Raw genomic sequence first — 21,965 nt, 5'->3', positions numbered from 1 at the left:
TAAAACGAAAAATAAAAAAACAGTGATTCTTGCAAACTATTTAATTATAGTCGCAAATTCAAACGTTTTCGTTAATAACTTTTTGATTTTTCTACTAAAAAACTACGAATTAATCGATTTCAGGAACGCGAATAGGTTCTGGTTTAATCGCTTCTGTTGATTTTGTTTTTCTTTGATTGATGAATTCAATAAACTCTGGTGGAAATTCTGAATCAGGTAAATCATCTTGCGATTTAGATGGATCTGTCTTCTTTTTATTTGTATTGAATATTTTTTGCATCATTTCTTTAAATGTATTAAATTCAACGTTATACGTAATTCCAAGACCTTGTGTATATCCAATTCCTTCTCCTACGTAATTGATGTCGTTTTCACGGTTAAATACATGTGCGTTAAGCGAACCATCTTCATTAATTTGAATTAAAACTTCTAAATTACCCACAATGACAGATTCAGTTACACCACCAACAGGAACTCCTACTTTACCATTAATTGAAATTCTGTCATTAATTCGAGTGTTCATAGTTACTCCAACTCTATCTGATATATCAGTTAATCTATTCCCTTGTGTATAATCTACTTCAAACTGCAAATTACTATCAGCATCTGCAAAAAGTCCGTTAATAATAGAACTTGCTCCTTCAATTAAAGAACCATAAGCAGCGTTACCTGTAGATTCTTCTGTAACAAAAGTACCTGTTGCCATTAAAGCAAAAGCTTGAGTTTGTCTTGTATCTTTATCTTGTAGCTTATAATCAATTTCACTTTTTAATACTGAACTAACTGTTGGAAAATCAATATTAAAATCAGGTTGTGGATTGCTTAAATTTCCGTTTAGTAAAATAGTTACATTGGTATCAACTTTTCTATTAAAAGAAGCACTTTCAACTAAAACTGCTGGATTTGCCATAGTTTTATAAGTTGCTTTTAAGTCTAAAACAGCATCCATTGGGTTACCATCCCAACGGATAGTTCCTCCTTTTTCGACACTAAATTTTTTATCGATAATACCGCCATATTTGAAATTGTATTCCCCTTCCTGAACTTGAAAATCGCCATACATTTCAAATTTACCCAAAGTATTAATATTCATTTGCATAGAACCATAGCCCTTACCTTTCATGGCATGTCCGGTTTCTCGATTTAAAATAATCTCTATATCAGTATCGGTATCAATATCAAAATTAAAATCAAGTTCTATTCCTTCGTATCTATTTTCTTTAGAAATTTTTTCAGTTAATGATTTTTGAAATTCTTCAACTGTCATGAAATTAATAAACGAATTGTTTCCTAAATCTTCTTCATCATTAACAGGAATTTTAATAGAAGTTCCCTTTTCAGATTCCCCTGCTACTTTGATATTTAAAGCATCTACAGAACCAGTAATACTAGCTTTTCCTTTCATAAAAGCTGTTCCGTAATAATAAGCATCTTCTGAATCTTTGGTATCTAAAGCCAAAATATTATCAGAAACTAAATGCAAATCAAGTTCCCAATCGCCAAGATTTTCATGTCGGATAGTACCATCAATTACTCCTTTGGTTTTGTATTTGGTATCGGTTACTTCAATTTTTCTCAAGCTAAATTGATGCTCGGTTAAATCTACTATGGCATTTTTCTCAAACGCATAATCTACATTCAAATATGGAACTCTCATTCCTGCATCGTTAAGATAGAGACGTCCATCCATTTCGGGCTCAGTCAATGAACCTCCAATTGTAGCTCGCCCTGTTGCATTTCCTCTAATATCTGACAAAACATTACCAAGTAAGGAACCAAAAGGCGCCAAATTAAACTTATCGAACCCAGCAACCAAATCCAAACTAGATTGTTGACCAACAAAATTTACATTCCCATCTAAGAAAAAGTGTTCTTGTCCTTCTTGCTTCAAACTAGAATTAACTTTAAACTGATTGAAATTTTCATTTCCTTCAATTTTAAAATCTAAATCGCCTAATAAAAACTGATTGATTTTTAAGCTATCAATGGTAAGATTAGAAATAGGTTCGTATTTATTTCGATCTTGTTTGTACGTTATATTTCCATTTACTTTTCCACCAAAAGACAAACTATCTAATGAAGGTGTGACTTTGTTTAAATCGACATCATCAAATGTTAATTTAAAATCTTTATAAGTTGAATCTCGCATGGTACCGAAGAAATCAATTTTTTGGTCATTATGAGATAAAGTCAACTTTTCAAAATTGAAATTTTTAAGGTATTTATCAAAAACTATTTTATTATCGTTCGTTTCACCTTCATTAATGAACCATACATAATCTTTAAATTTAATTTCTGATTTTTTAAATCCTAGAATAGACTGCTTGTCTTCATCTATGGTGTGGTATAAGTTTAAGTCGTAAGTATCTTCACTTTTTGGACCTCCTTTAAATTCAGAACGTACAAATAAGGTGTCATTTAAAGTAACATTAATCAAATTAAAATCGGCAATTTTATACTTGTCATTTTTAATTGAATCAACAGTAATGTAGGCGTTATATAATGGATTTTTATTATCGATTTCAATATTTACATTTTCAATAGTATTTTCATATGCAATGATATTTGGCGAAGTAAAATCGAAGACAAATTTACCTTCATCACCATTAATTTTTCCTTTAAGCTTGGTATTCTCAGATATTTTAACATCGGGAACAAATACTTCAACAATTTTATCGTGAAGCGTTAAATCGAAGTTTATGAATTGTCCTTTTTCTAATTTATTTGGAGAATAATTGGCATACAAACTTCCTAGTGCATTCTCTACCATTTTTTGCACCTGACTAACCTTGTATTTTCCAACAATTTGACCAGTTATAATATCGGGTGAGTTGATATCGATTGTTCGTACTCTATCACTATCAAAAGAAGAAACAATTTCAAAATCATCAAAAAAGTAGGAATCTTTACTGTTTTGATACGAAACATCATTTACATGCAATACGCCAGCTAAATCATCAATTGAATTTCCATCAGCTTTAAAATCGATAGTTCCTTTAAAAATGGAAATAGAATCTGTTTTATAGAAGTTTAAGATATGTAAATCGGCATAGTCAATTTGGGCTTTAAAATCATACTTTTTGGCTTTTAAACTCAAATCGATTGTTCCGTCAAAATCCATTTTTAAATTAGGATCATTACTATTAAAATATCCTTTATAATAAGGCATTTTCATACTTCCATCAACCGTAATATTTTGATAGTTGTAGCCGTTGTAATAGAATTTTCTGATTTCACCTTTAATTGCAGTATTCAACAATTTTTGAGTAAATCCTCTTCCGTCAACATCTAAATTTACGGTTGCTCTACCAATTTCTTGTTTACCTAACAAAGTTCCTAAATCAAAATCATTTAAAATTAAATTTCCTTTGTACAATGCATTATCAATAACATCAATATTTTGCATTGACAAATTACTTTCTAATTCGCCTAATTTAGACATTAAATAAACATCCGCATTAATATATTTTTGGGTTAATTCTACTCCGCCAATCATGTTTACCGTTCCTAACTTATCTAAAGTTGATGGTAAATTTTTACCTAAAATTCGAGGCAAAATCGCTTTTAATCGATCATAACTAGAGGTAAGTCTATCAAAATTTCCTTTCATGTAAAAAGCTTGATCACCTTTTCCAAAAAGATTCTGAAAATTAATGGTTCCAACAATCTCCGATTGATTTTTATCGACTAATTTTAAATTATGTGTTGTGCAATTGTTCAATGTTCCAATCAAATGCGTATCCACATAGAAAACATTGTTTTTACCAAATTCGTTATAGAAATAATTCAAATCGTTTGATGCTATCGAAGCTTTATCAAATTGAACATCAAAAACTACTTTGTTATTAAAATCAGAAAAATCTTTTCGGTCGTATTTCAACTCTACTCTACCTTTCATTTCTGATTCAGGCGTTTTCATCGATAGACCATCTAACAAAATATTCTTTTTCGTATAGGTAAAATCAGATGTAATATTTTCAACCACTAATCCTCGATGATCTTTAAACGATAACTTTTCAATGTAAGTAGTAACATTTGCACCTTTTATGAAAAAATCTTTAATTTCTCCATTAAGCTGAGTAAAATCGAGCATTTTTGGAGTTTTAAGATTGTGATCGATGTATTGAAAACGACTATTGAAAACGGTCATTTTATTGGCTTTCATTCTAAATTTTCCAGAAGAAGGCGAACCATCATCAAATGCTTCAATAAATTTATCAAGATTGGTATACTTTTCACCTTTATAATTCACAATACGAGCATCTAATCCATTAAGAATTACATCTTTCATGTAAGGGTGACCCGGATCGTAAATTTTCTTGAAACTTAAAATAGAAGTATTTAGCTTTTTAATGTAAAACAAAGTGTCTTGATGATGGTCTAAAACCAACACTTCTCCTAATTTTACACTACCAAAAGGCGTTATAGCAACTTTACCTATTGAAATATTGGTTCCAAAAGATTTATTTAAACTATCAGTTGCATATTTACCCAAAGCAGTTTGAACAAAAGGCAACGACAAAAGAATACCCAACAACAAGAGAAGCAATAATATTGCAACTAGGGTTCTAAATAGTATTTTTTTAAATTTTTTGATACGTTCTTTTGTTTTAAATTTGCGTCAAAATTATCCCTTTTGGGTATAACCCAACAAAAATAGGGAATTTTGTAAGATAATTGTAATATCTTTAGTTCAAATTTCATGCCTAAAATGACAGAAAGAAAAATATATACTTTAGCTATCGAAAGTTCGTGTGATGACACTGCTGCTGCTGTACTTTGTAACGATGTAGTATTATCTAATATTGTAGCGCGTCAGGCAATTCATGAAGAATATGGCGGAGTAGTACCAGAGTTGGCATCTAGAGCACACCAACAAAATATTGTTCCAGTTGTTGATGTTGCAATTAAAAAAGCAGGAATAACTAAAAATGACTTGAATTGCATAACTTTTACGCAAGGTCCAGGATTAATGGGCTCGCTTTTAGTGGGTGGTTCTTTTGCGAAATCGATGAGTATGGCGTTAGACATTCCGTTGATTGCAATTAATCACATGAAAGCGCATATTTTAGCTCATTTTATTGCCGAAGAAGGTTATGAAAAACCAACATTTCCTTTTATTGCTTTAACTATTTCAGGTGGACATACCCAAATTGTAAAAGTCAATAGCTTTTTCGATATGGAAATTATTGGAGAAACTACCGATGATGCTGTTGGTGAAGCATTTGATAAAAGCGCCAAAATTTTAGGACTTCCCTATCCTGGCGGACCTTTAGTAGATAAATTTGCTCAAGAAGGAAATCCGAAAGCGTTTCCATTTACCAAACCAAAAGTTGACGGATTGAATTTTAGCTTTAGTGGATTAAAAACTCAAATTTTATATTTCGTTCAGAAAAATGTGGCTTTGAACCCTAATTTTATTGAAGAAAACAAAGCGGATATTTGTGCTTCCATTCAATATACTATTATCAATATTTTAATGGATAAGCTGAAATTAGCGGTTGCTGAAACTGGAATTAATCAGATAGCTATTGGTGGCGGTGTTTCGGCCAATTCAGGAATTAGAACAACACTGAAAGAAGCAGAAAAAAAATATGGTTGGAAAACGTATATTCCTAAATTTGAATATACTACAGACAACGCAGCAATGATTGGAATTGTAGGTTACTATAACTTTTTAGAAGGAAATTATAGTAATTCCGAAATAACTTCAAAAGCTCGAATTGAATTTTAAGGTTATGAAGGAAATTATTCTATTTTTATTGATTTCTGTTACAACTTTTGGACAAAAAAAACCAGAAGATTTTGGTTATAAACATCTAACTTTTACTTTCAAAAAATTAAATGTTGATGTTTTAATTCAATCCAAAAAAGGTGAGGAAAACATTCAAAAACCATTGTTTTTTTGGTGTCAAGGAAGTATGCCACAACCTTTATTAAAATATGATGAAACTGGTTTATATGGGACTTTTCCGTTTGATGTAGATGATTTTTTAACTGATTATCATATAATAATTGTTGGAAAACCAGGTGTTCCTTTGATTTCTGATGTTAAAGATTTAAAAAGTAATTATCAATATTTAGTTGAAAACGACAGTATTCCTAAGGTTTATTCAGACCATAATTATTTAGATTATTATGTAGAAAGAAATGATTTCATTATTAAAAAACTCTTGAAAGAAAAATGGGTTTCAAAAAATAAATTAGTTTTAGCAGGTCATTCAGAAGGAAGCACTATTGTAGCAAAATTAGCAACTAAAAACAAGAAAGTTACGCATCTAATTTATTCTGGAGGAAATCCTTATGGAAGAATTTTAAATATATTACAGCAACAAATTTTCATTTATAAAGATTATGAAGCTATAGAATATTGGAAATCTGTTGTAGCTAATAAACAAAACATTACCTACAATGGTAGAGATACTCATAAAGCCACTTTTGATTTTTCTCAACCCTCTGCAATCCATTTGAAAAAACTTAAAATTCCTGTTTTTATTACCTATGGAACAAAAGATTGGAATGCTCCTTATAATGATTTGTTATATATTGAAAGTATTCAACTAGGTTTGAAAAATATTGAATTTAAGCCCTATTTTGATGTGGAACATAATTATTTTCCAGTGAATGAAAAAAGGGAGCCAAATCATGAAATTTACAATTGGGAAAATGTTGGAAAAGATTGGAAAAGTTGGTTAGATAAAAATTAAAACACATGCAGTTATTCTATAATTCAGACATAAAACAAGGTGATTCAAACTTCTTTTTCGACAAAGAAGAAAGTAAACATATTGTTAAAGTTCTACGTAAAAAAGAAAGTGATAAAATATTTATTACTAACGGATTAGGATTTTTATTTGAATCAGAAATCCTTTTGGCTTCTGAGAAAAAATGTGAAGTTAAAATCGTAAAAGAAACCTTCAAAAATCCTGATTCATTTTACACACATATTGCTGTTGCCCCTACCAAAATGAACGACCGATTAGAATGGTTTTTAGAAAAGGCAACTGAAATTGGCATTCACGAAATTACACCAATCATTTGCGATCATTCAGAAAGAAAAGTATATAAAATTGATAGAGCGGAGAAAATAATTCAAGCCGCTATGAAACAATCGTTACATTATTATTTACCTAAAATTAATGAACCAATTTCGCTTTCTCAATTTGTAAAATCAAACATCGACGGACAAAAATTTATCGCGCATTGCGAAGAAACAGATAAGAAATCGTTTAAAAACGAAGTCAATAAAAATAATAAAGTAACTATCTTAATTGGTCCGGAAGGCGATTTTTCAACAAAAGAAATCAATTTGGCTATTGAAAATAATTTTATTCCTGTAACTTTGGGAAATACAAGATTACGAACAGAAACTGCAGCTTTAGTAGCGTGCCATACCATTGCGTTGATAAATGAATAAATTTTTAGCTTTTGGAATTTTATTAGTTTGGAATTTGGGCTTTACCCAAGAAATCGCCGTTGCTAAATATTCTGGTGGTGGCGATTGGTATTCAAATCCAACTTCTTTACCCAATTTAGTTAAATTTTGCAATCAAAACATCAAGACCAATTTTAATACTAAAATCGCAACTGTTGAAGTGGGAAGTGCTGAAATATTCACCTATCCATTTGTTCACATGACCGGTCATGGAAACGTTGTTTTTAGTGCTAATGACGTGATTAACCTGAGAAATTATCTTACTTCTGGTGGTTTTTTACATATTGATGACAATTACGGAATGAACGAATTTATTCGAAAAGAAATCAAAAAGATATTCCCTGATAATCCACTTACAGAAATTCCTTCCAATCACATTTTATTTCAAGAACCTTTTGCATTTCCTGGTGGATTACCTAAAATTCACGAACACGACAATCAAAAACCACAAGCTTTCGGAATTTTTATTGATGGCAGAATTGTTTTACTTTACACCTACGAAACCGACTTAGGTGATGGATGGGAAGATGCCGAAGTGCATAATAATCCACAATCAACCAGAGAAAAAGCATTGAAAATGGGTGCCAATATAATCAATTACGTTTTTAAGAATTAATATTTTTTTAAACTTAAAAATTCATTTTTATTTCCTCTTTATTTTAAAAAACTTCATTTTTTTTTTCAAAATCTCAATAAACACTGAAAAAATAAATTGAAAAAGTACAGAAAATCTGTAACAATAATTCTACAAAAGTTTTTTAGTTTTGAAATGAAACATTTAATAACTATTTGAGAAAAATAATGAATACCTTTTTGCAAAAACTTTGATTTATTGTAAAAAAAACAAACATTATAATAAAAAAATAAAATATCGTTATTAAATTGTTAATTAACCAAAATCTACTAACTAAATGTATTATTTATGAAAAAACTTCTTTTATCAGCAGTTTCATTACTGTTATTAATTTCATGTAGTAATGATGAAACAAATTCCTCAACAGATTTAGCCACATCTGGAGCGCATAAACATCATAGAGGTTGTGCTTCTCATGAAGTACACGAACAACAATTAAGAGAAAACCCTGAATTAGCTGCAAAAATGCAGGAAATTGAGAGATTTACTCAAAATGCTATTACAAATGGAAGACTTGTTAATGGTAAAATTCAAATTCCAGTAGTTGTAAACGTATTATATAGAACTGCTGCTGAAAATATTTCTTTAACACAAATTCAATCTCAAATTGATGTATTGAACAAAGATTTCAACGCAACAAATTCAGATTTTAATCAAGTACCGACAGTTTTCTCTGGTGTAAAAGCTAACGTTGGAATTTCATTCGTACTTGATGCTGTTTACAGAAAATCAACTACTAAAACATCGTGGGGAACTCGTGATGCTATGAAAAAATCAACTCAAGGCGGAATTAATCCTACTTCACCAACAACTAAATTAAACTTATGGGTTTGTACTATTGGTGGTGGAATTTTAGGTTACGCACAATTCCCAGGTGGTTCATCTGCAACTGACGGAGTTGTTATTGATTCAAAATATTTAGGAACTACAGGTACTGCAACTGCTCCTTTCAACAAAGGAAGAACAGCTACTCACGAAGTTGGTCACTGGATGAATTTAAGACATATTTGGGGTGACACTACTTGCGGAAGCGATTTAGTAAGCGATACTCCTACTCATAATACAGCTAATTACGGATTACCTGCTTTCCCTCACTACTCTACTTGTACAGGAACACCTATAGAAATGACAATGAATTACATGGACTACACAGATGATGCTGGAATGTACATGTTCTCAAACGGACAGAAAAGCAGAATGCTAGCCATTTTTGCTTCTGGAGGTTCCAGATTTTCATTTGCACAGCCATAATCAAATGAAACATTTGAGTTAATTAGGAAAACTCACCATTATGTGGTGAGTTTTTTTTATTTTAGCCAAAAAGAAAACAATGACATCAAAAGAATTATCAATAGGAATTGTAAGAGCGGTTGCTATATTAGTTGCATCATGCTTAGTTTTGTTTTTTTTGTATCAAATTACAACTGTAATACTGTATTGTATTATTGCAATTGTAATTTCTTTGCTATTGAATCCTTTGGTTAATTTTTTAAAACAAAGATTCAAATTCAGAAATACTTTAGCTGTTATTTCGTCTTTACTAATAGCTTTTCTTATTATATCTGGATTTGTATTGCTTTTCGTACCTTTATTGTTAGCACAAGGCGAAAACTTATCGTTATTAGATGTTAGCTCTTTAGAGAAAAACTATCATTTATTGCTTGAAAATATTACTGTTTTTTTAGATTCTTATAATATTAATACTAAACAACTGATTCAAAGTAGTAAACTATCATCTTTTGCCACTTTTGAATTTATTCCGAATTTCTTAAATAGTTTTTTAAGCACATTAGGAAGTTTTAGTATGGGGTTTGCTTCGGTACTTTTCATAACGTTCTTTCTTTTAAAAGAAAAAGACGTGTTATATCTAAAATTCAAACGATTACTTCCTGAAAATCAAAAAGAAAAAGTATTGAATTCTATACAAGATATCAATCATTTATTATCACGCTATTTCTTAGGATTATTGTTACAATTAACCATTATAATGCTTTTATATCTAATTATATTTATAATTTTTGGTGTTGAAAATGCTATTATAATTGCCTTATTATGCGCTATTTTTAATATTGTTCCTTATGTAGGTCCGCTAATTGCTTCAATAGTTGCCGGTTTGTTAATTATGACTAGTGGCATAGGTTCTGGTGCCGATTTTGCCACAGAAACACTTCCAACAGCAATTTATGTGTTAATCGGGATGTCTTTAGTACAAGTAATTGACAACAATTTTAGTTCGCCACTTATTTTTTCTAAAAGCACCAATTCACACCCTTTGGAAATTTTCTTAGTGATATTAATTGCTGGAATTTTATTTGGAATCACTGGAATGATTATTGCGGTTCCATTTTATACTTCTTTAAAAGTAATTGGTAAAGAATTTTTACCCAATAATAAAATCATAAAAGCGCTTACCAAAAATTTATAGTTTTGAATTTAGAATCTCTTTTACATATTGATATCCAAAATTTTATCAACCAAAATTTGAATACTGATAGTTCAAAACTAGCTTTAAAGAAAAATCCTTTTCCAGAAGTAAATTACACGACAATTATCAATCAAATTATTGCGAAAAAGAAAGCAAAAGATAAACTTCCAACTTGGTATTTATCCGAAAATATCATTTATCCAGAGAAAATTTCTATCGAACAAACATCTTCAGAAACTACAGCAAAATATAAAGCTTCACTAGTTTCGGGCGAAAATTTAATCGATTGCACGGGCGGATTTGGGATTGATGACTTCTACTTTTCAAAACAATTCAAATCGGTTATTCATTGCGAATTGAATGCTGATTTGTCTAAAATCGTAAAACACAATTTCGAAGTTTTAAAAGCGACTAATATCGAATGTTATCAAGGTGATAGCACACAAATCTTAGAACAATTAAATCAAAATTTCGATTGTATTTACATTGATCCTTCTAGAAGAAATGATGCGAAAGGCAAAGTCTTCATGTTGGCAGATTGTTTGCCAAATGTAGTTGACTTACAAGATTTTTATTATCAATTCACTAATACTATTTTAATCAAAACCGCTCCTATTTTAGATCTTCATGCTGGATTATTGGAATTGAAAAATGTAGCAGAAATACATATCGTTGCTGTTGATAATGAAGTAAAAGAATTGCTTTGGAAAATAGAGAAAAATTTCAATGAAGCACCAGAAATTATAGCGGTGAATATCGAAAAAGAAAAACAAACGATCACCAAAATTGAAAGTTCAAAATCGTATTCAGCACGTTATAATTTGCCAAAAAAATATCTTTACGAACCTAATGCGTCTTTAATGAAATCAGGTGGATTTGAAGGGGTTTCCGAATTATTTGCTGTTGGAAAATTGCACCAACATTCGCATTTGTACACTTCGGACGAAATCATCGATTTTCCTGGAAGAAAGTTTCAAATTGATGCGATTGTTCCGTTTCAGAAAAAAGAAATTTCGCAACATATTCAAGGTAAAAAAATGAATGTTTCTACCCGAAATTTCCCAATAAAACCTGAAGAAATAAAGAAAAAATATAAAATTACAGATGGTGGAACAATTTTTGCATTTTTCACTACGAATATAAATAATGAAAAAATAATTTTACTTTGCACCAAATTATAATCCAAATGAAACACCTTTTATCGCTACTATTGTTACTTACATTAAGTGTTAACGCTCAAAATAAAGATTGTAAATACGACATTGAAGAAAAAACCGATTCTACTTCAATTAAATCATTACCTCATAAATTGATGAATGAAAGAATTTTTGGAAACAATAAAGAATTTATTTTTTTTGGATTACTTAATAGTGATGGTATTCCAATGTTGAGCTTACAGCAATTACAAAAAAGTAATGATTTTATACCCGTAAATTGCTTGTCAAAAAACTCTAAGATTGTAATTCAATTGATGAACGGTAAAATTGTAACCCTTTTACATGCCTTTGATGATGTTTGTAGCGATTTAAATTATAATTCTGAAGAGAAAAGCAACATTAGAATATTAACAGCTTATTTTTACTTTACTAAAACTAATTTTGAAGAGTTGAAAAATAGTCCCATTTCATTAGTGAGAATTCAATTTTCAGGAGAATCAAAAGATTATGTCGTTAAAAGTGAATTGATTTCTGAGTCTTTGAAAATAAAAACAAACCCATCAAATTATTTTATGGAGTTTTTGAAGTGTGTGGAGTAATATTTATAAAAAATGAAAATTATTTACCTAATCATCTTAAGTCTTCTTACTCAACATGGAGTTATGTCACAGGAGATCAAATCAAACGATCCTTCAAAACTTACTATTGAGTTTATAAAAGACTATAAAAAATGGAACGATTACACTTATAATTTAAGCCAAACTAAAAATAATGATGAGAATATTGAAAAAGAATATAAAAAAATAATTTCTAAATATTGTCAATTAGGCAAAATACATCAAGGAATTTCATTCGGTAGCGATTCTAACCATTGTCCCGAAAAAGAAAAAATAAGCAAAGAGATTATTAAAACAAATAGCGCAATAATTAAAACAAAATTTAAAGATCCAAAAAACAGTTTTCGAGATGCTGATTACGAATATCACTTTATTAAAATCGAAAACAATTGGTTTTTAGAAGAAGTGTATCTTGTTGATGAAGATGGAAAATATGAGGGACTCTAAGATTACTCAGAATTAATTAAAACAAAAAAGCCTTGCAATTGCAAGGCTTTTTGTGATCGCGCCAGGATTCGAACCTGGGACCTACTCATTAGAAGTGAGTTGCTCTATCCAGCTGAGCTACGCAACCTATTTTATTATCGTCGGGGTGGCAGGATTCGAACCTGCGGCCTCCTGCTCCCAAAGCAGGCGCGATAACCGGGCTACGCTACACCCCGCAAAAACAAATAAAAGCGGAGAGACAGGGATTCGAACCCAGGCGACGGTTACCCGTCGACAGATTAGCAATCTGCTCCATTACCACTCTGGCACCTCTCCTATTTTGTTGTAAGAACTTATCTTTTTTGCGGTTGCAAATGTATATTTTCATTCTTAATTATACAACATTTTAGGGAGTTTTTTTCAATAAATTTTTCTTATTCCTAAAAAAACGCTTACAATCAATACAATAGCTTTTTAATAAAAATGAAATCAAATTAGTAATATCAAAATAAAATTCGATTTCAACATAGAATATCAATAAAAACCTTGCCTCAATTCGAATAAAAATAGTAATTTCGCAATTCAAATAAAAAACCTTTCTATCATGACTAAAAGAGTAGTTATCGTTTCTGCCGTAAGAACTCCAATTGGAAGTTTCATGGGAGCTTTATCTAGTGTACCTGCTACAAAATTAGGTGCTGCTGCCATCAAAGGCGCTTTAAATAAAATCAATTTAGACCCTAAATTAGTTGACGAAGTATTAATGGGTAATGTAGTTCAAGCTGGAAACGGCCAAGCTCCTGCAAGACAAGCCGCTTTATATGCTGGTTTATCTGAAAGTGTAGCTTGTACTACTGTAAATAAAGTTTGTGCTAGTGGTATGAAAGCCGTTATGCAAGGTGCTCAAGCTATCATGGCTGGAGATGCTGAAATCGTAGTAGCGGGTGGTATGGAAAACATGAGCTTGATTCCACATTACGTTCACTTAAGAAACGGTGTAAAATTTGGACCAACTTCTTTAGTTGACGGAATGCAGAAAGACGGTTTAACTGACGCATACGATAACAATGCTATGGGCGTTTGTGCTGACTTATGTGCGACAGAATACAACATTACAAGAGAAGCGCAAGATAACTTCGCAATTCAATCATATGAGCGTTCTGCGGCTGCTTGGGAAGCTGGTAAGTTTGACGCAGAAATTGTTCCGGTAGAAGTACCTCAAAGAAGAGGTGACGCTATCGTAGTTTCTAAAGACGAAGAATACACTAATGTTAAATTAGATAAAATTCCTTCATTAGCTGCAGTTTTCACAAAAGAAGGAACTGTTACAGCGGCTAATGCTTCTACTATTAATGACGGAGCTGCGGCTTTAGTTTTAATGAGTGAAGAAAAAGCACAATCATTAGGATTAACTCCTTTAGCTTACATTAAATCATACGCTGATGCGGCTCAAGAACCAAAATGGTTTACAACTGCGCCTGCAAAAGCATTACCAAAAGCATTAGACAAAGCAGGAATTTCAATTTCTGATGTTGATTTCTTTGAATTTAACGAAGCTTTCTCTGTAGTTGGATTAGCTAATGCACAAATCTTAGGATTAGACAATGATAAAATTAATGTAAACGGTGGTGCGGTTTCTTTAGGTCACCCTCTAGGATGTTCTGGAGCTAGAATTATCGTTACTTTAATCAGTGTTTTAAACCAAAACAATGCAAAAATTGGTGCGGCTGCTATCTGTAATGGTGGTGGTGGTGCTTCGGCAATTGTTATTGAAAGAGCATAATTTATAACTTTATTAATGGTGAATTTTGAATTTTAGTTACATTTGTAATTAAATTCTTAATTCATCATTTCTTATTTAGACCAACATGTTTGGAATTTGTAATTTAGCCATAGTTCCCGTAAGAGCGGAAGCCAGCGACCGAAGCGAACAAGTTTCGCAATTGCTCTTTGGCGAACACTTTAAAATTATTGAAATGACTGCCAAATGGGTGCAGATAGAATTGGCATTTGATAATTACATTGGTTGGATTGACGCCAAACAATATCAACCTATAACCGAAGAGCATTATACTGTTTTAAATAATACTCCTATCGTTCTTAATTCTGATTTAGTTGAATATATAACTACTCCAAACAATCAATTAACTTCGATTACATTAGGTGCTTCGTTATCTTTTTTAGATAATGAAGAAATAAACACTAGCAAATATAGTTTTGAAGGAATAAAAGTTTGCGGTCAAAAACCAAAATCAGATTTAGTTAAAACCGCTTTCATGTATTTGAATGCCCCTTATTTATGGGGAGGAAAAACTCCTTTTGGAATTGATTGTTCCGGTTTTACTCAAATGGTTTATAAATTAAATGGGTATTCTCTTTTAAGAGATGCTTCGCAACAAGCCACTCAAGGAGAAGCTTTAAGTTTTATTGAGGAAAGTGAACCAGGTGATTTGGCATTTTTTGATAACGAAGAAGGCAATATCATTCACGTAGGAATTATGATGGAAAACAACTACATCATTCACGCCTCTGGAAAAGTACGAATTGACCGTTTAGACCATTTAGGAATTTATAATGCAGAGGTCAATAGACACACACACAAACTGAGAGTTATTAAAAAAATAATATAAAAAAATCCCGATTTTCATCGGGATTTTTTGTTTTAGTTGATAGCTTTTGCTTTTTCAGGTTGACCTAATATTTCATAGGTTATCTTTAAAACATTTTTAGTATTTTCATCTGATGGTTTTACTTGATATGCTTTCTCAAAAAATGGTAACGCTTTTGTGAAAATCTCTTTTCTTTTAGCAACCAATTCATCATATTTCTTTTTGTTATCAATCACTTTATTAATTTCTTCAACCGTTTTCATATCATCTTTAATTAATTCATAACCTTGATTAAAATACAAATTAAATTCGGTTAATAATAAATCTTGATCATTAGGAAGTAATTTTCTTGCTTCTGAAACATACATTTCTAATTTTTTCTTATCACCTTCATTTTGAGCAATTAAAATAGATAAAGTTCTTAAAACATCTCCTTTACTTTTATTAACTTTCTCATCTCTTGGTTTTTCGAAAATACCTTTTGAAATATAATTAGTTCTCAAATCTTTAGACTCTTTTGAACTACCAAAATTTTGTTCTATTCCGTTAGCTTTGTTAACAGCAAAATACGACACGCCGTTATTGAAATAATCACTATTATAATACTCTTCATATAACTTTTCTGCTAGTTTATAATCTTGAGCATTTACGGCTAATTGAGCGGCATTTTGAAGAGAACTTCCTTCTTCTTTAGGATCAAAAGTATACAAAGAATAAAATAATACTGAAGCTTCCTTAAATTTAGATGTATTATTAAGATTCATCGCAATAACTGACAATCCTTTTTTGAAATCACCTTTCTCTTGAATTAATTCATCTGTGTAGATTTTTTTTCCAGATTTTTTTTCAAACTCTAAAGTTTCATTAATAACTTCTCCATACTCTTTAATAAACTCAGGCTTATATAAGCTCATTTGATCTTGCATAGTTGCTTTTGCGCCTTTTGAAGCCAAAACTAGTGTTGGATACATTGTTTTGTAAAATTTCGCATACACTTTATCAGATTCTTCAGTAGCTAAAGTATGCAATGCATCACTTGCTGTTTTGTATTCCTGCAAATCTTTTTCAGAAATAGTTTCTTTAGCATAAATTTTCTTTAATGTTTTTAACTCATCTTTTTGAGCAAATGTGGCAACTGACAATAAAAGTGTTGCACTTAATAGTAATTTTTTCATTGTTTTAAAATCTGGGTTAAACAAAAGCCCAAAATAAATTTGGGCCTAATCTTATTTATTATTGTATTTCTTCTTCTGACGAATCAATATCTGTGCCAGTTTCAGCATCTGAAATTTCTTCATTTTCATCTAAAGCAATTTCTTCATCTTCACGAAGTACTTTTGTTACTGCAGCAATCGAGTCGCTTCCTTTGATATTAATTAGCTTAACACCTTGTGTGGCTCTACCCATTACTCGTAAATCAGAAACCATCATTCTAATCGTCAATCCTGATTTGTTGATAATCATTAAATCATCGTCGTCTGTTACATTGTTGATTGCAATTAAAGCACCTGTTTTTTCAGTGATGTTTAATGTTTTTACACCTTTTCCTCCACGATTTGTAATACGGTAAACGTCTACTCCGTCTTCTTCAACTAATTTGGTACGTTTTCCGTAACCATTTTCCGTAACTACTAAAATTTGAGTTTCGTTTACATCTTCTTTGTTAACCGTAACAATTCCAATTACTTCATCATTTTCGTCAGCTAATGTAATTCCTCTAACTCCAGATGCAGTTCTACCCATTGGACGAGTTTTCTCTTCTTCAAAACGAACTATTTTACCTGATTTTCCTGCAATTAAAACTTGACTAGAACCATTAGTTAATTTTGCTCCTAATAATTCATCACCATCTTTAATTGTAATAGCAGCAACACCATTTACACGAGGTTTTGAGTATTTTTCTAAAGATGTTTTCTTAACCTGACCTTGTTTAGTCACCATAATTAAATTGTGGCTCTTGATATAATCTTGATCTTTTAAATCTTGTGTGCAAATGAATGCTTTTACTTTATCATCACTTTCGATATTGATTAAGTTTTGAATAGCACGACCTTTACTTGCCTTTGTTCCTTCTGGAATTTCGTAAACACGCATCCAGTAACATTTACCTTTTTGCGTGAAATACATTAAATATTGGTGATTTGTTGCTACAAATAAATGCTCTAAGAAATCTTGATCTCTAGTTCCAGCTGATTTTTGTCCAACTCCTCCTCTATTTTGTGTTTTGTATTCTGATAATGAAGTACGTTTGATATAACCCGCATGAGAAATCGTAATTACAACACTTTCATCAGCAATTAAATCTTCGATACTAACATCTCCACCAGAATATTCGATTTGCGAACGACGCTCATCTCCATATTTATCTCTGATTTCTGCTAATTCGTCTTTAATTACTTGCATTCTCATTTCTTTGCTTGCCAATAATTCTTTTAAATACGTAATCAATTTCATGATTTCTTCGTATTCAGCACGTAATTTATCTTGCTCAAGACCAGTTAATTGTCTCAAACGCATTTCTACGATTGCACGTGCTTGAATTTCTGATAATTTGAAACGTTCAATTAATTTCGTTCTAGCTTCGTCACCATCTTTAGAAGCTCTAATAATTTTGATTACTTCGTCTATATTATCAGAAGCAATGATTAAACCTTCTAAGATATGAGCTCTTTCTTCAGCTTTTCTTAAATCATATTGTGCTCTACGAACTACAACATCATGACGGTGTTCTACGAAATGGTAAATCAAATCTTTAAGATTCAACATTTGCGGACGCCCTTTTACCAATGCAATGTTATTTACACTGAACGAAGCTTGCAATTGCGTATATTTATAAAGTGTATTTAAAACTACGTTTGGAACCGCATCACGTTTTAATTCATACACCACACGCATACCATTTCTATCCGATTCATCACGAATATTCGATATGCCTTCAATTTTCTTATCATTAACTAAATCGGCAGTATGTTTAATCATATTTGCCTTATTCACTTGATAAGGAATTTCAGTTACAATGATCGCTTCTTTTCCATTTACTTCTTCAAAACCAACCTTAGCACGCATTACAATACGACCTCTACCAGTTTTGAATGCTTCTCTTACTCCTTCGTAACCATAAATAATTCCTCCAGTAGGGAAATCAGGAGCTTTGATATGATTTATTAACTCATCAATTTCAATATCGTTATTATCGATATAAGCCAAAATACCATCAACAACTTCAGTTAAGTTGTGAGGTGCCATATTTGTAGCCATACCTACCGCAATACCCGAAGCTCCGTTTACTAACAAAGTTGGTATTTTAGTTGGCATAACCGTTGGCTCTTGTAAAGTATCGTCAAAGTTTAATTGAAAATCAACTGTTTCTTTATCGATATCTGCCAACATTTCTTCCGAAATCTTTTTCATTCTGGCTTCCGTGTAACGCATTGCTGCTGGACTATCTCCATCGACAGAACCAAAGTTACCTTGACCGTCAACCAATAAATAACGCATACTCCATTCCTGAGCCATACGTACCATAGCATCGTAAACTGAGGAATCTCCATGTGGGTGATACTTTCCTAAAACCTCTCCGACAATTCTCGCCGATTTTTTGTGGGCAGATCTTGAGTTAACTCCCAAATCATACATTCCATAAAGTACTCTTCGGTGAACAGGCTTTAAACCATCTCTAACATCAGGAAGTGCTCTTGACACAATAACAGACATCGAATAATCGATGTAAGCTGATTTCATTTCTTCCTCTATGTTAATAGGAATTAACTTTTCTCCTTCTGACATAAGTATTTACATTAAAATTATATATTAGTACTAAAACGTGCCAATATACGGCTTTTTGAACTTTTAACACAAATTTTAAAACACTTATTTCGACTATTTATTAACAATTTTGTTTACAAATTGCTTATAAATCCTATCCCACTTTCTTTCATTTTTCAAATATTTTTTGTCATTTAGCCTATCTGTACTTTTTATAAGGTATGATTTTTGTATTTCCTTATAGAATTTTGTACATTTACTTATATTACTAATGCTATGGACGATAATTTTTCACCACGAGTTAAAGACGTAATTACCTACAGTAAAGAAGAAGCTTTACGATTAGGTCACGACTTTATTGGTACCGAACACTTAATGCTAGGAATACTTCGAGATGGCAATGGAAAAGCAATTAATATCTTGAATAATTTAGCTGTGGACTTATCTCACTTACGAAAAAAAGTAGAGATACTTAGCCCTGCGAATCCTAATGGTATTCAAAATATTGAAAAGAAGAATTTGCACCTTACGCGTCAAGCAGAGCGTGCTTTGAAGACTACTTTTCTAGAAGCGAAACTTTTTAACAACTCTGAAATAAGTACCGCTCACCTATTGCTATGCATTTTACGCAATGAAAACGACCCAACTACTAAATTGATGGGCAAATTAAAAATCGATTACGAAACCGTTAAAGAACAGTATACAGCCATGATGACAAACGAAGACGATTATTTAGAAAACTTGCCAAAAGCGGAGTCGTTCAATGACGATTCAGGACAAGATGACAGTTTAAAAGAAAGCTCATTTAACAATCCTCCATCAGGTGGAAAAACCAATAAAAAATCAAAAACTCCAGTTTTAGACAACTTCGGGCGTGACTTAACCGAAATGGCAGAAGAAGGAAAACTAGACCCAGTTGTGGGACGTGAGAAAGAAATCGAACGTGTTTCTCAAATTTTAAGCCGTAGAAAGAAAAACAACCCGCTTTTAATTGGGGAACCTGGAGTTGGAAAATCGGCTATTGCTGAAGGTTTAGCTTTGCGAATTATTAAGAAAAAAGTATCTCGTAATTTATTCAACAAACGTGTAGTTACACTTGATTTAGCAAGTTTAGTGGCTGGTACAAAATATCGCGGACAATTCGAAGAAAGAATGAAAGCGGTAATGAATGAATTAGAAAAAAATGACGATATTATTTTATTCATAGATGAGATTCACACCATTGTAGGTGCTGGAGGCGCAACAGGCTCACTTGATGCATCAAACATGTTTAAACCAGCTTTGGCACGTGGAGAAATTCAATGTGTAGGTGCAACAACCCTAGATGAGTATCGTCAATACATTGAGAAAGATGGTGCATTAGAAAGACGTTTTCAAAAAGTAATTGTAGAACCAACATCTGTTGAAGAAACAATTACCATTTTAAATAACATCAAACCAAAATACGAAGACCACCATAATGTAATTTACACACCTGAAGCAATTGAAGCATGTGTTAAATTGACAAATCGTTACATGACTGATCGTTTTCTTCCAGACAAAGCTATTGATGCTTTAGATGAAGCTGGTTCTCGTGTTCATATTATAAATATTGACGTTCCAAAACAAATTTTGGAATTAGAACGTCAGTTAGAAGAAGTGCGCGAACTGAAAAACACAGTCGTTAAAAAACAAAAATATGAAGAAGCAGCTAAACTTCGTGATGATGAAAAACGCATCGAAAAAGATTTAGCTATTGCGCAAGAACAATGGGAAGAAGATTCTAAAAACAATAAAGTTACTGTTACCGAAGATAATGTTGCTGATGTAGTTTCTATGATGACAGGAATTCCAGTAAATCGTATAGCACAAACTGAAAGTAATAAATTAGCTCACTTACCTGAACTTATTAGAGGTAAGGTAATTGGTCAAGACGAAGCAGTATTGAAAATTGCAAAATCTATCCAAAGAAATCGCGCTGGTTTAAAAGATCCGAACAAGCCGATTGGTTCGTTTATTTTCTTAGGTCAAACTGGTGTTGGAAAAACACAATTGGCTAAAGTTATTGCAAAAGAATTATTTGATTCTGAAGATGCTTTGGTTCGTATTGACATGAGTGAATATATGGAAAAATTTGCTATTTCTCGTTTAGTTGGAGCGCCTCCAGGATACGTTGGATACGAAGAAGGTGGACAATTAACTGAAAAAGTAAGAAGAAAACCTTATTGCGTGGTACTTTTAGATGAGATTGAAAAAGCACATCCAGATGTTTTCAATATGATGCTTCAAGTATTAGATGACGGACATTTAACAGATAGTTTAGGTCGTAAAATCGATTTTAGAAATACGATTATTATCATGACTTCTAACGTTGGTGCTCGTCAATTAAAAGACTTTGGAACCGGAGTTGGATTTGGAACTGCATCAAAAACTGCACAAACTGAAGAACATTCAAAAGGAATTATCGAAAACGCTTTGAAAAAAGCTTTTGCTCCTGAGTTTTTAAACAGAATTGATGATGTAATTGTATTCAATGCTCTAGAAAAAGAAGATATTGATAAAATTATTGATATCGAAATGGACAAATTATACGACCGCGTTAAAGATTTAGGTTACACTTTAAAACTTTCTGAAGCAGCCAAAGATTACATTGCTGAAAAAGGTTTTGATAAGCAATTTGGAGCGCGTCCGTTAAAAAGAGCCATTCAAAAATATGTTGAAGATGCTCTAGCTGAAGAGATTATTACTCAAAAAATCCATGAAGGCGATCAAATTTTCATGGACTTAGATGAAACGGCTCAAGAACTCAAAATAGAAATTAAGAAATTAGAAGAACCAAGCTCATAGCTTGGTTTTTTTATTTTGTGCAATTTTAAAATTATATTAAAAAAAATACTACATTAGATTCTTAATTTATT

15 protein-coding genes and 3 tRNA genes are annotated in these 21,965 nt (G+C 31.6%); 12 read left to right on the top strand and 6 right to left on the bottom strand.

The genetic code is table 11. The features are described 5' to 3' along the window. Positions 1-109: 109 nt before the first annotated feature. The gene (locus tag AAEO58_RS09645) at positions 110-4,495 is read right to left on the bottom strand and encodes a translocation/assembly module TamB domain-containing protein (protein WP_341683212.1); all 4,386 of its coding nucleotides are present in this window, start codon (positions 4,493-4,495) and stop codon (positions 110-112) included. A 216-nt stretch (positions 4,496-4,711) separates the two neighbouring features. Between AAEO58_RS09645 and tsaD the strand changes: the two genes are divergently transcribed. The 9 genes from tsaD (at position 4,712) to AAEO58_RS09600 (ending at position 12,715) form a co-directional block, all read left to right on the top strand. Further along, positions 4,712-5,734, top strand: a complete 1,023-nt coding sequence (gene tsaD / locus AAEO58_RS09640; RefSeq protein WP_341683211.1) for a tRNA (adenosine(37)-N6)-threonylcarbamoyltransferase complex transferase subunit TsaD — start codon at positions 4,712-4,714, stop codon at positions 5,732-5,734. 4 nt (positions 5,735-5,738) lie between these two features. Continuing rightward, positions 5,739-6,707: an acyl-CoA thioester hydrolase/BAAT C-terminal domain-containing protein gene (locus AAEO58_RS09635; RefSeq protein ID WP_341683210.1), complete on the top strand. Its 969-nt coding sequence runs from the start codon at positions 5,739-5,741 to the stop codon at positions 6,705-6,707. Between the two features lie 5 nt (positions 6,708-6,712). Further along, a complete protein-coding gene (locus AAEO58_RS09630) occupies positions 6,713-7,417 on the top strand; it encodes a 16S rRNA (uracil(1498)-N(3))-methyltransferase (protein WP_341683209.1) in 705 nt (234 codons plus the stop codon). Then, positions 7,410-8,051, top strand: a complete 642-nt coding sequence (locus tag AAEO58_RS09625; RefSeq protein ID WP_133606690.1) for a DUF4159 domain-containing protein — start codon at positions 7,410-7,412, stop codon at positions 8,049-8,051. Before AAEO58_RS09630 ends, AAEO58_RS09625 begins: the two co-directional genes overlap by 8 nt. A 306-nt stretch (positions 8,052-8,357) precedes the next feature. After that, on the top strand, positions 8,358-9,320 hold the full coding sequence (locus AAEO58_RS09620) for a zinc metalloprotease (RefSeq protein WP_341683208.1): 963 nt from the start codon (positions 8,358-8,360) through the stop codon (positions 9,318-9,320). 79 nt (positions 9,321-9,399) lie between these two features. Beyond that, positions 9,400-10,494, top strand: coding sequence for an AI-2E family transporter (locus tag AAEO58_RS09615; RefSeq protein WP_133606686.1), 1,095 nt, complete (start codon positions 9,400-9,402; stop codon positions 10,492-10,494). Between the two features lie 2 nt (positions 10,495-10,496). Continuing rightward, on the top strand, positions 10,497-11,675 hold the full coding sequence (locus tag AAEO58_RS09610) for a class I SAM-dependent methyltransferase (protein WP_341683207.1): 1,179 nt from the start codon (positions 10,497-10,499) through the stop codon (positions 11,673-11,675). A 5-nt stretch (positions 11,676-11,680) separates the two neighbouring features. Then, positions 11,681-12,250: a hypothetical protein gene (locus AAEO58_RS09605; RefSeq protein WP_341683206.1), complete on the top strand. Its 570-nt coding sequence runs from the start codon at positions 11,681-11,683 to the stop codon at positions 12,248-12,250. A 12-nt stretch (positions 12,251-12,262) separates the two neighbouring features. Next, on the top strand, positions 12,263-12,715 hold the full coding sequence (locus AAEO58_RS09600) for a hypothetical protein (protein WP_341683205.1): 453 nt from the start codon (positions 12,263-12,265) through the stop codon (positions 12,713-12,715). A gap of 53 nt (positions 12,716-12,768) precedes the next feature. Here the strand turns inward: AAEO58_RS09600 and AAEO58_RS09595 are convergent. The 3 genes from AAEO58_RS09595 to AAEO58_RS09585 all read right to left on the bottom strand — a co-directional run bounded on the left by AAEO58_RS09595 (position 12,769) and on the right by AAEO58_RS09585 (position 13,030). Beyond that, positions 12,769-12,842, bottom strand: a tRNA-Arg gene (locus tag AAEO58_RS09595). 13 nt (positions 12,843-12,855) lie between these two features. After that, positions 12,856-12,930: transfer RNA gene (locus AAEO58_RS09590), tRNA-Pro, on the bottom strand. Between the two features lie 16 nt (positions 12,931-12,946). After that, positions 12,947-13,030 (bottom strand) — tRNA-Ser (locus AAEO58_RS09585). 268 nt (positions 13,031-13,298) lie between these two features. Here AAEO58_RS09585 and AAEO58_RS09580 point away from each other — a divergent pair. Next, positions 13,299-14,477 carry an acetyl-CoA C-acyltransferase gene (locus AAEO58_RS09580; protein ID WP_133606678.1) on the top strand — a complete coding sequence of 393 codons (1,179 nt, stop codon included), beginning with the start codon at positions 13,299-13,301 and terminating at the stop codon, positions 14,475-14,477. Positions 14,478-14,562: 85 nt separating this feature from the next. Continuing rightward, a complete protein-coding gene (locus tag AAEO58_RS09575; RefSeq protein ID WP_133606676.1) occupies positions 14,563-15,324 on the top strand; it encodes a C40 family peptidase in 762 nt (253 codons plus the stop codon). Between the two features lie 32 nt (positions 15,325-15,356). On the opposite strand, the gene AAEO58_RS09570 is transcribed toward AAEO58_RS09575, so the two are convergent. Then, positions 15,357-16,478, bottom strand: coding sequence for a hypothetical protein (locus AAEO58_RS09570; protein ID WP_341683204.1), 1,122 nt, complete (start codon positions 16,476-16,478; stop codon positions 15,357-15,359). 58 nt (positions 16,479-16,536) lie between these two features. Then, positions 16,537-19,089 carry a DNA gyrase subunit A gene (gyrA, locus tag AAEO58_RS09565; RefSeq protein ID WP_341683203.1) on the bottom strand — a complete coding sequence of 851 codons (2,553 nt, stop codon included), beginning with the start codon at positions 19,087-19,089 and terminating at the stop codon, positions 16,537-16,539. 255 nt (positions 19,090-19,344) lie between these two features. Between gyrA and AAEO58_RS09560 the strand changes: the two genes are divergently transcribed. After that, the gene (locus AAEO58_RS09560) at positions 19,345-21,894 is read left to right on the top strand and encodes an ATP-dependent Clp protease ATP-binding subunit (protein WP_341683202.1); all 2,550 of its coding nucleotides are present in this window, start codon (positions 19,345-19,347) and stop codon (positions 21,892-21,894) included. Positions 21,895-21,965: the final 71 nt, after the last annotated feature.

The organism is Flavobacterium helocola, assembly GCF_038289885.1.
Lineage (GTDB): Bacteria > Bacteroidota > Bacteroidia > Flavobacteriales > Flavobacteriaceae > Flavobacterium > Flavobacterium cheniae.
The sequence above is the reverse complement of the archived record's forward strand: the minus strand, read 5'-3'. Positions and strand labels throughout refer to the sequence as shown.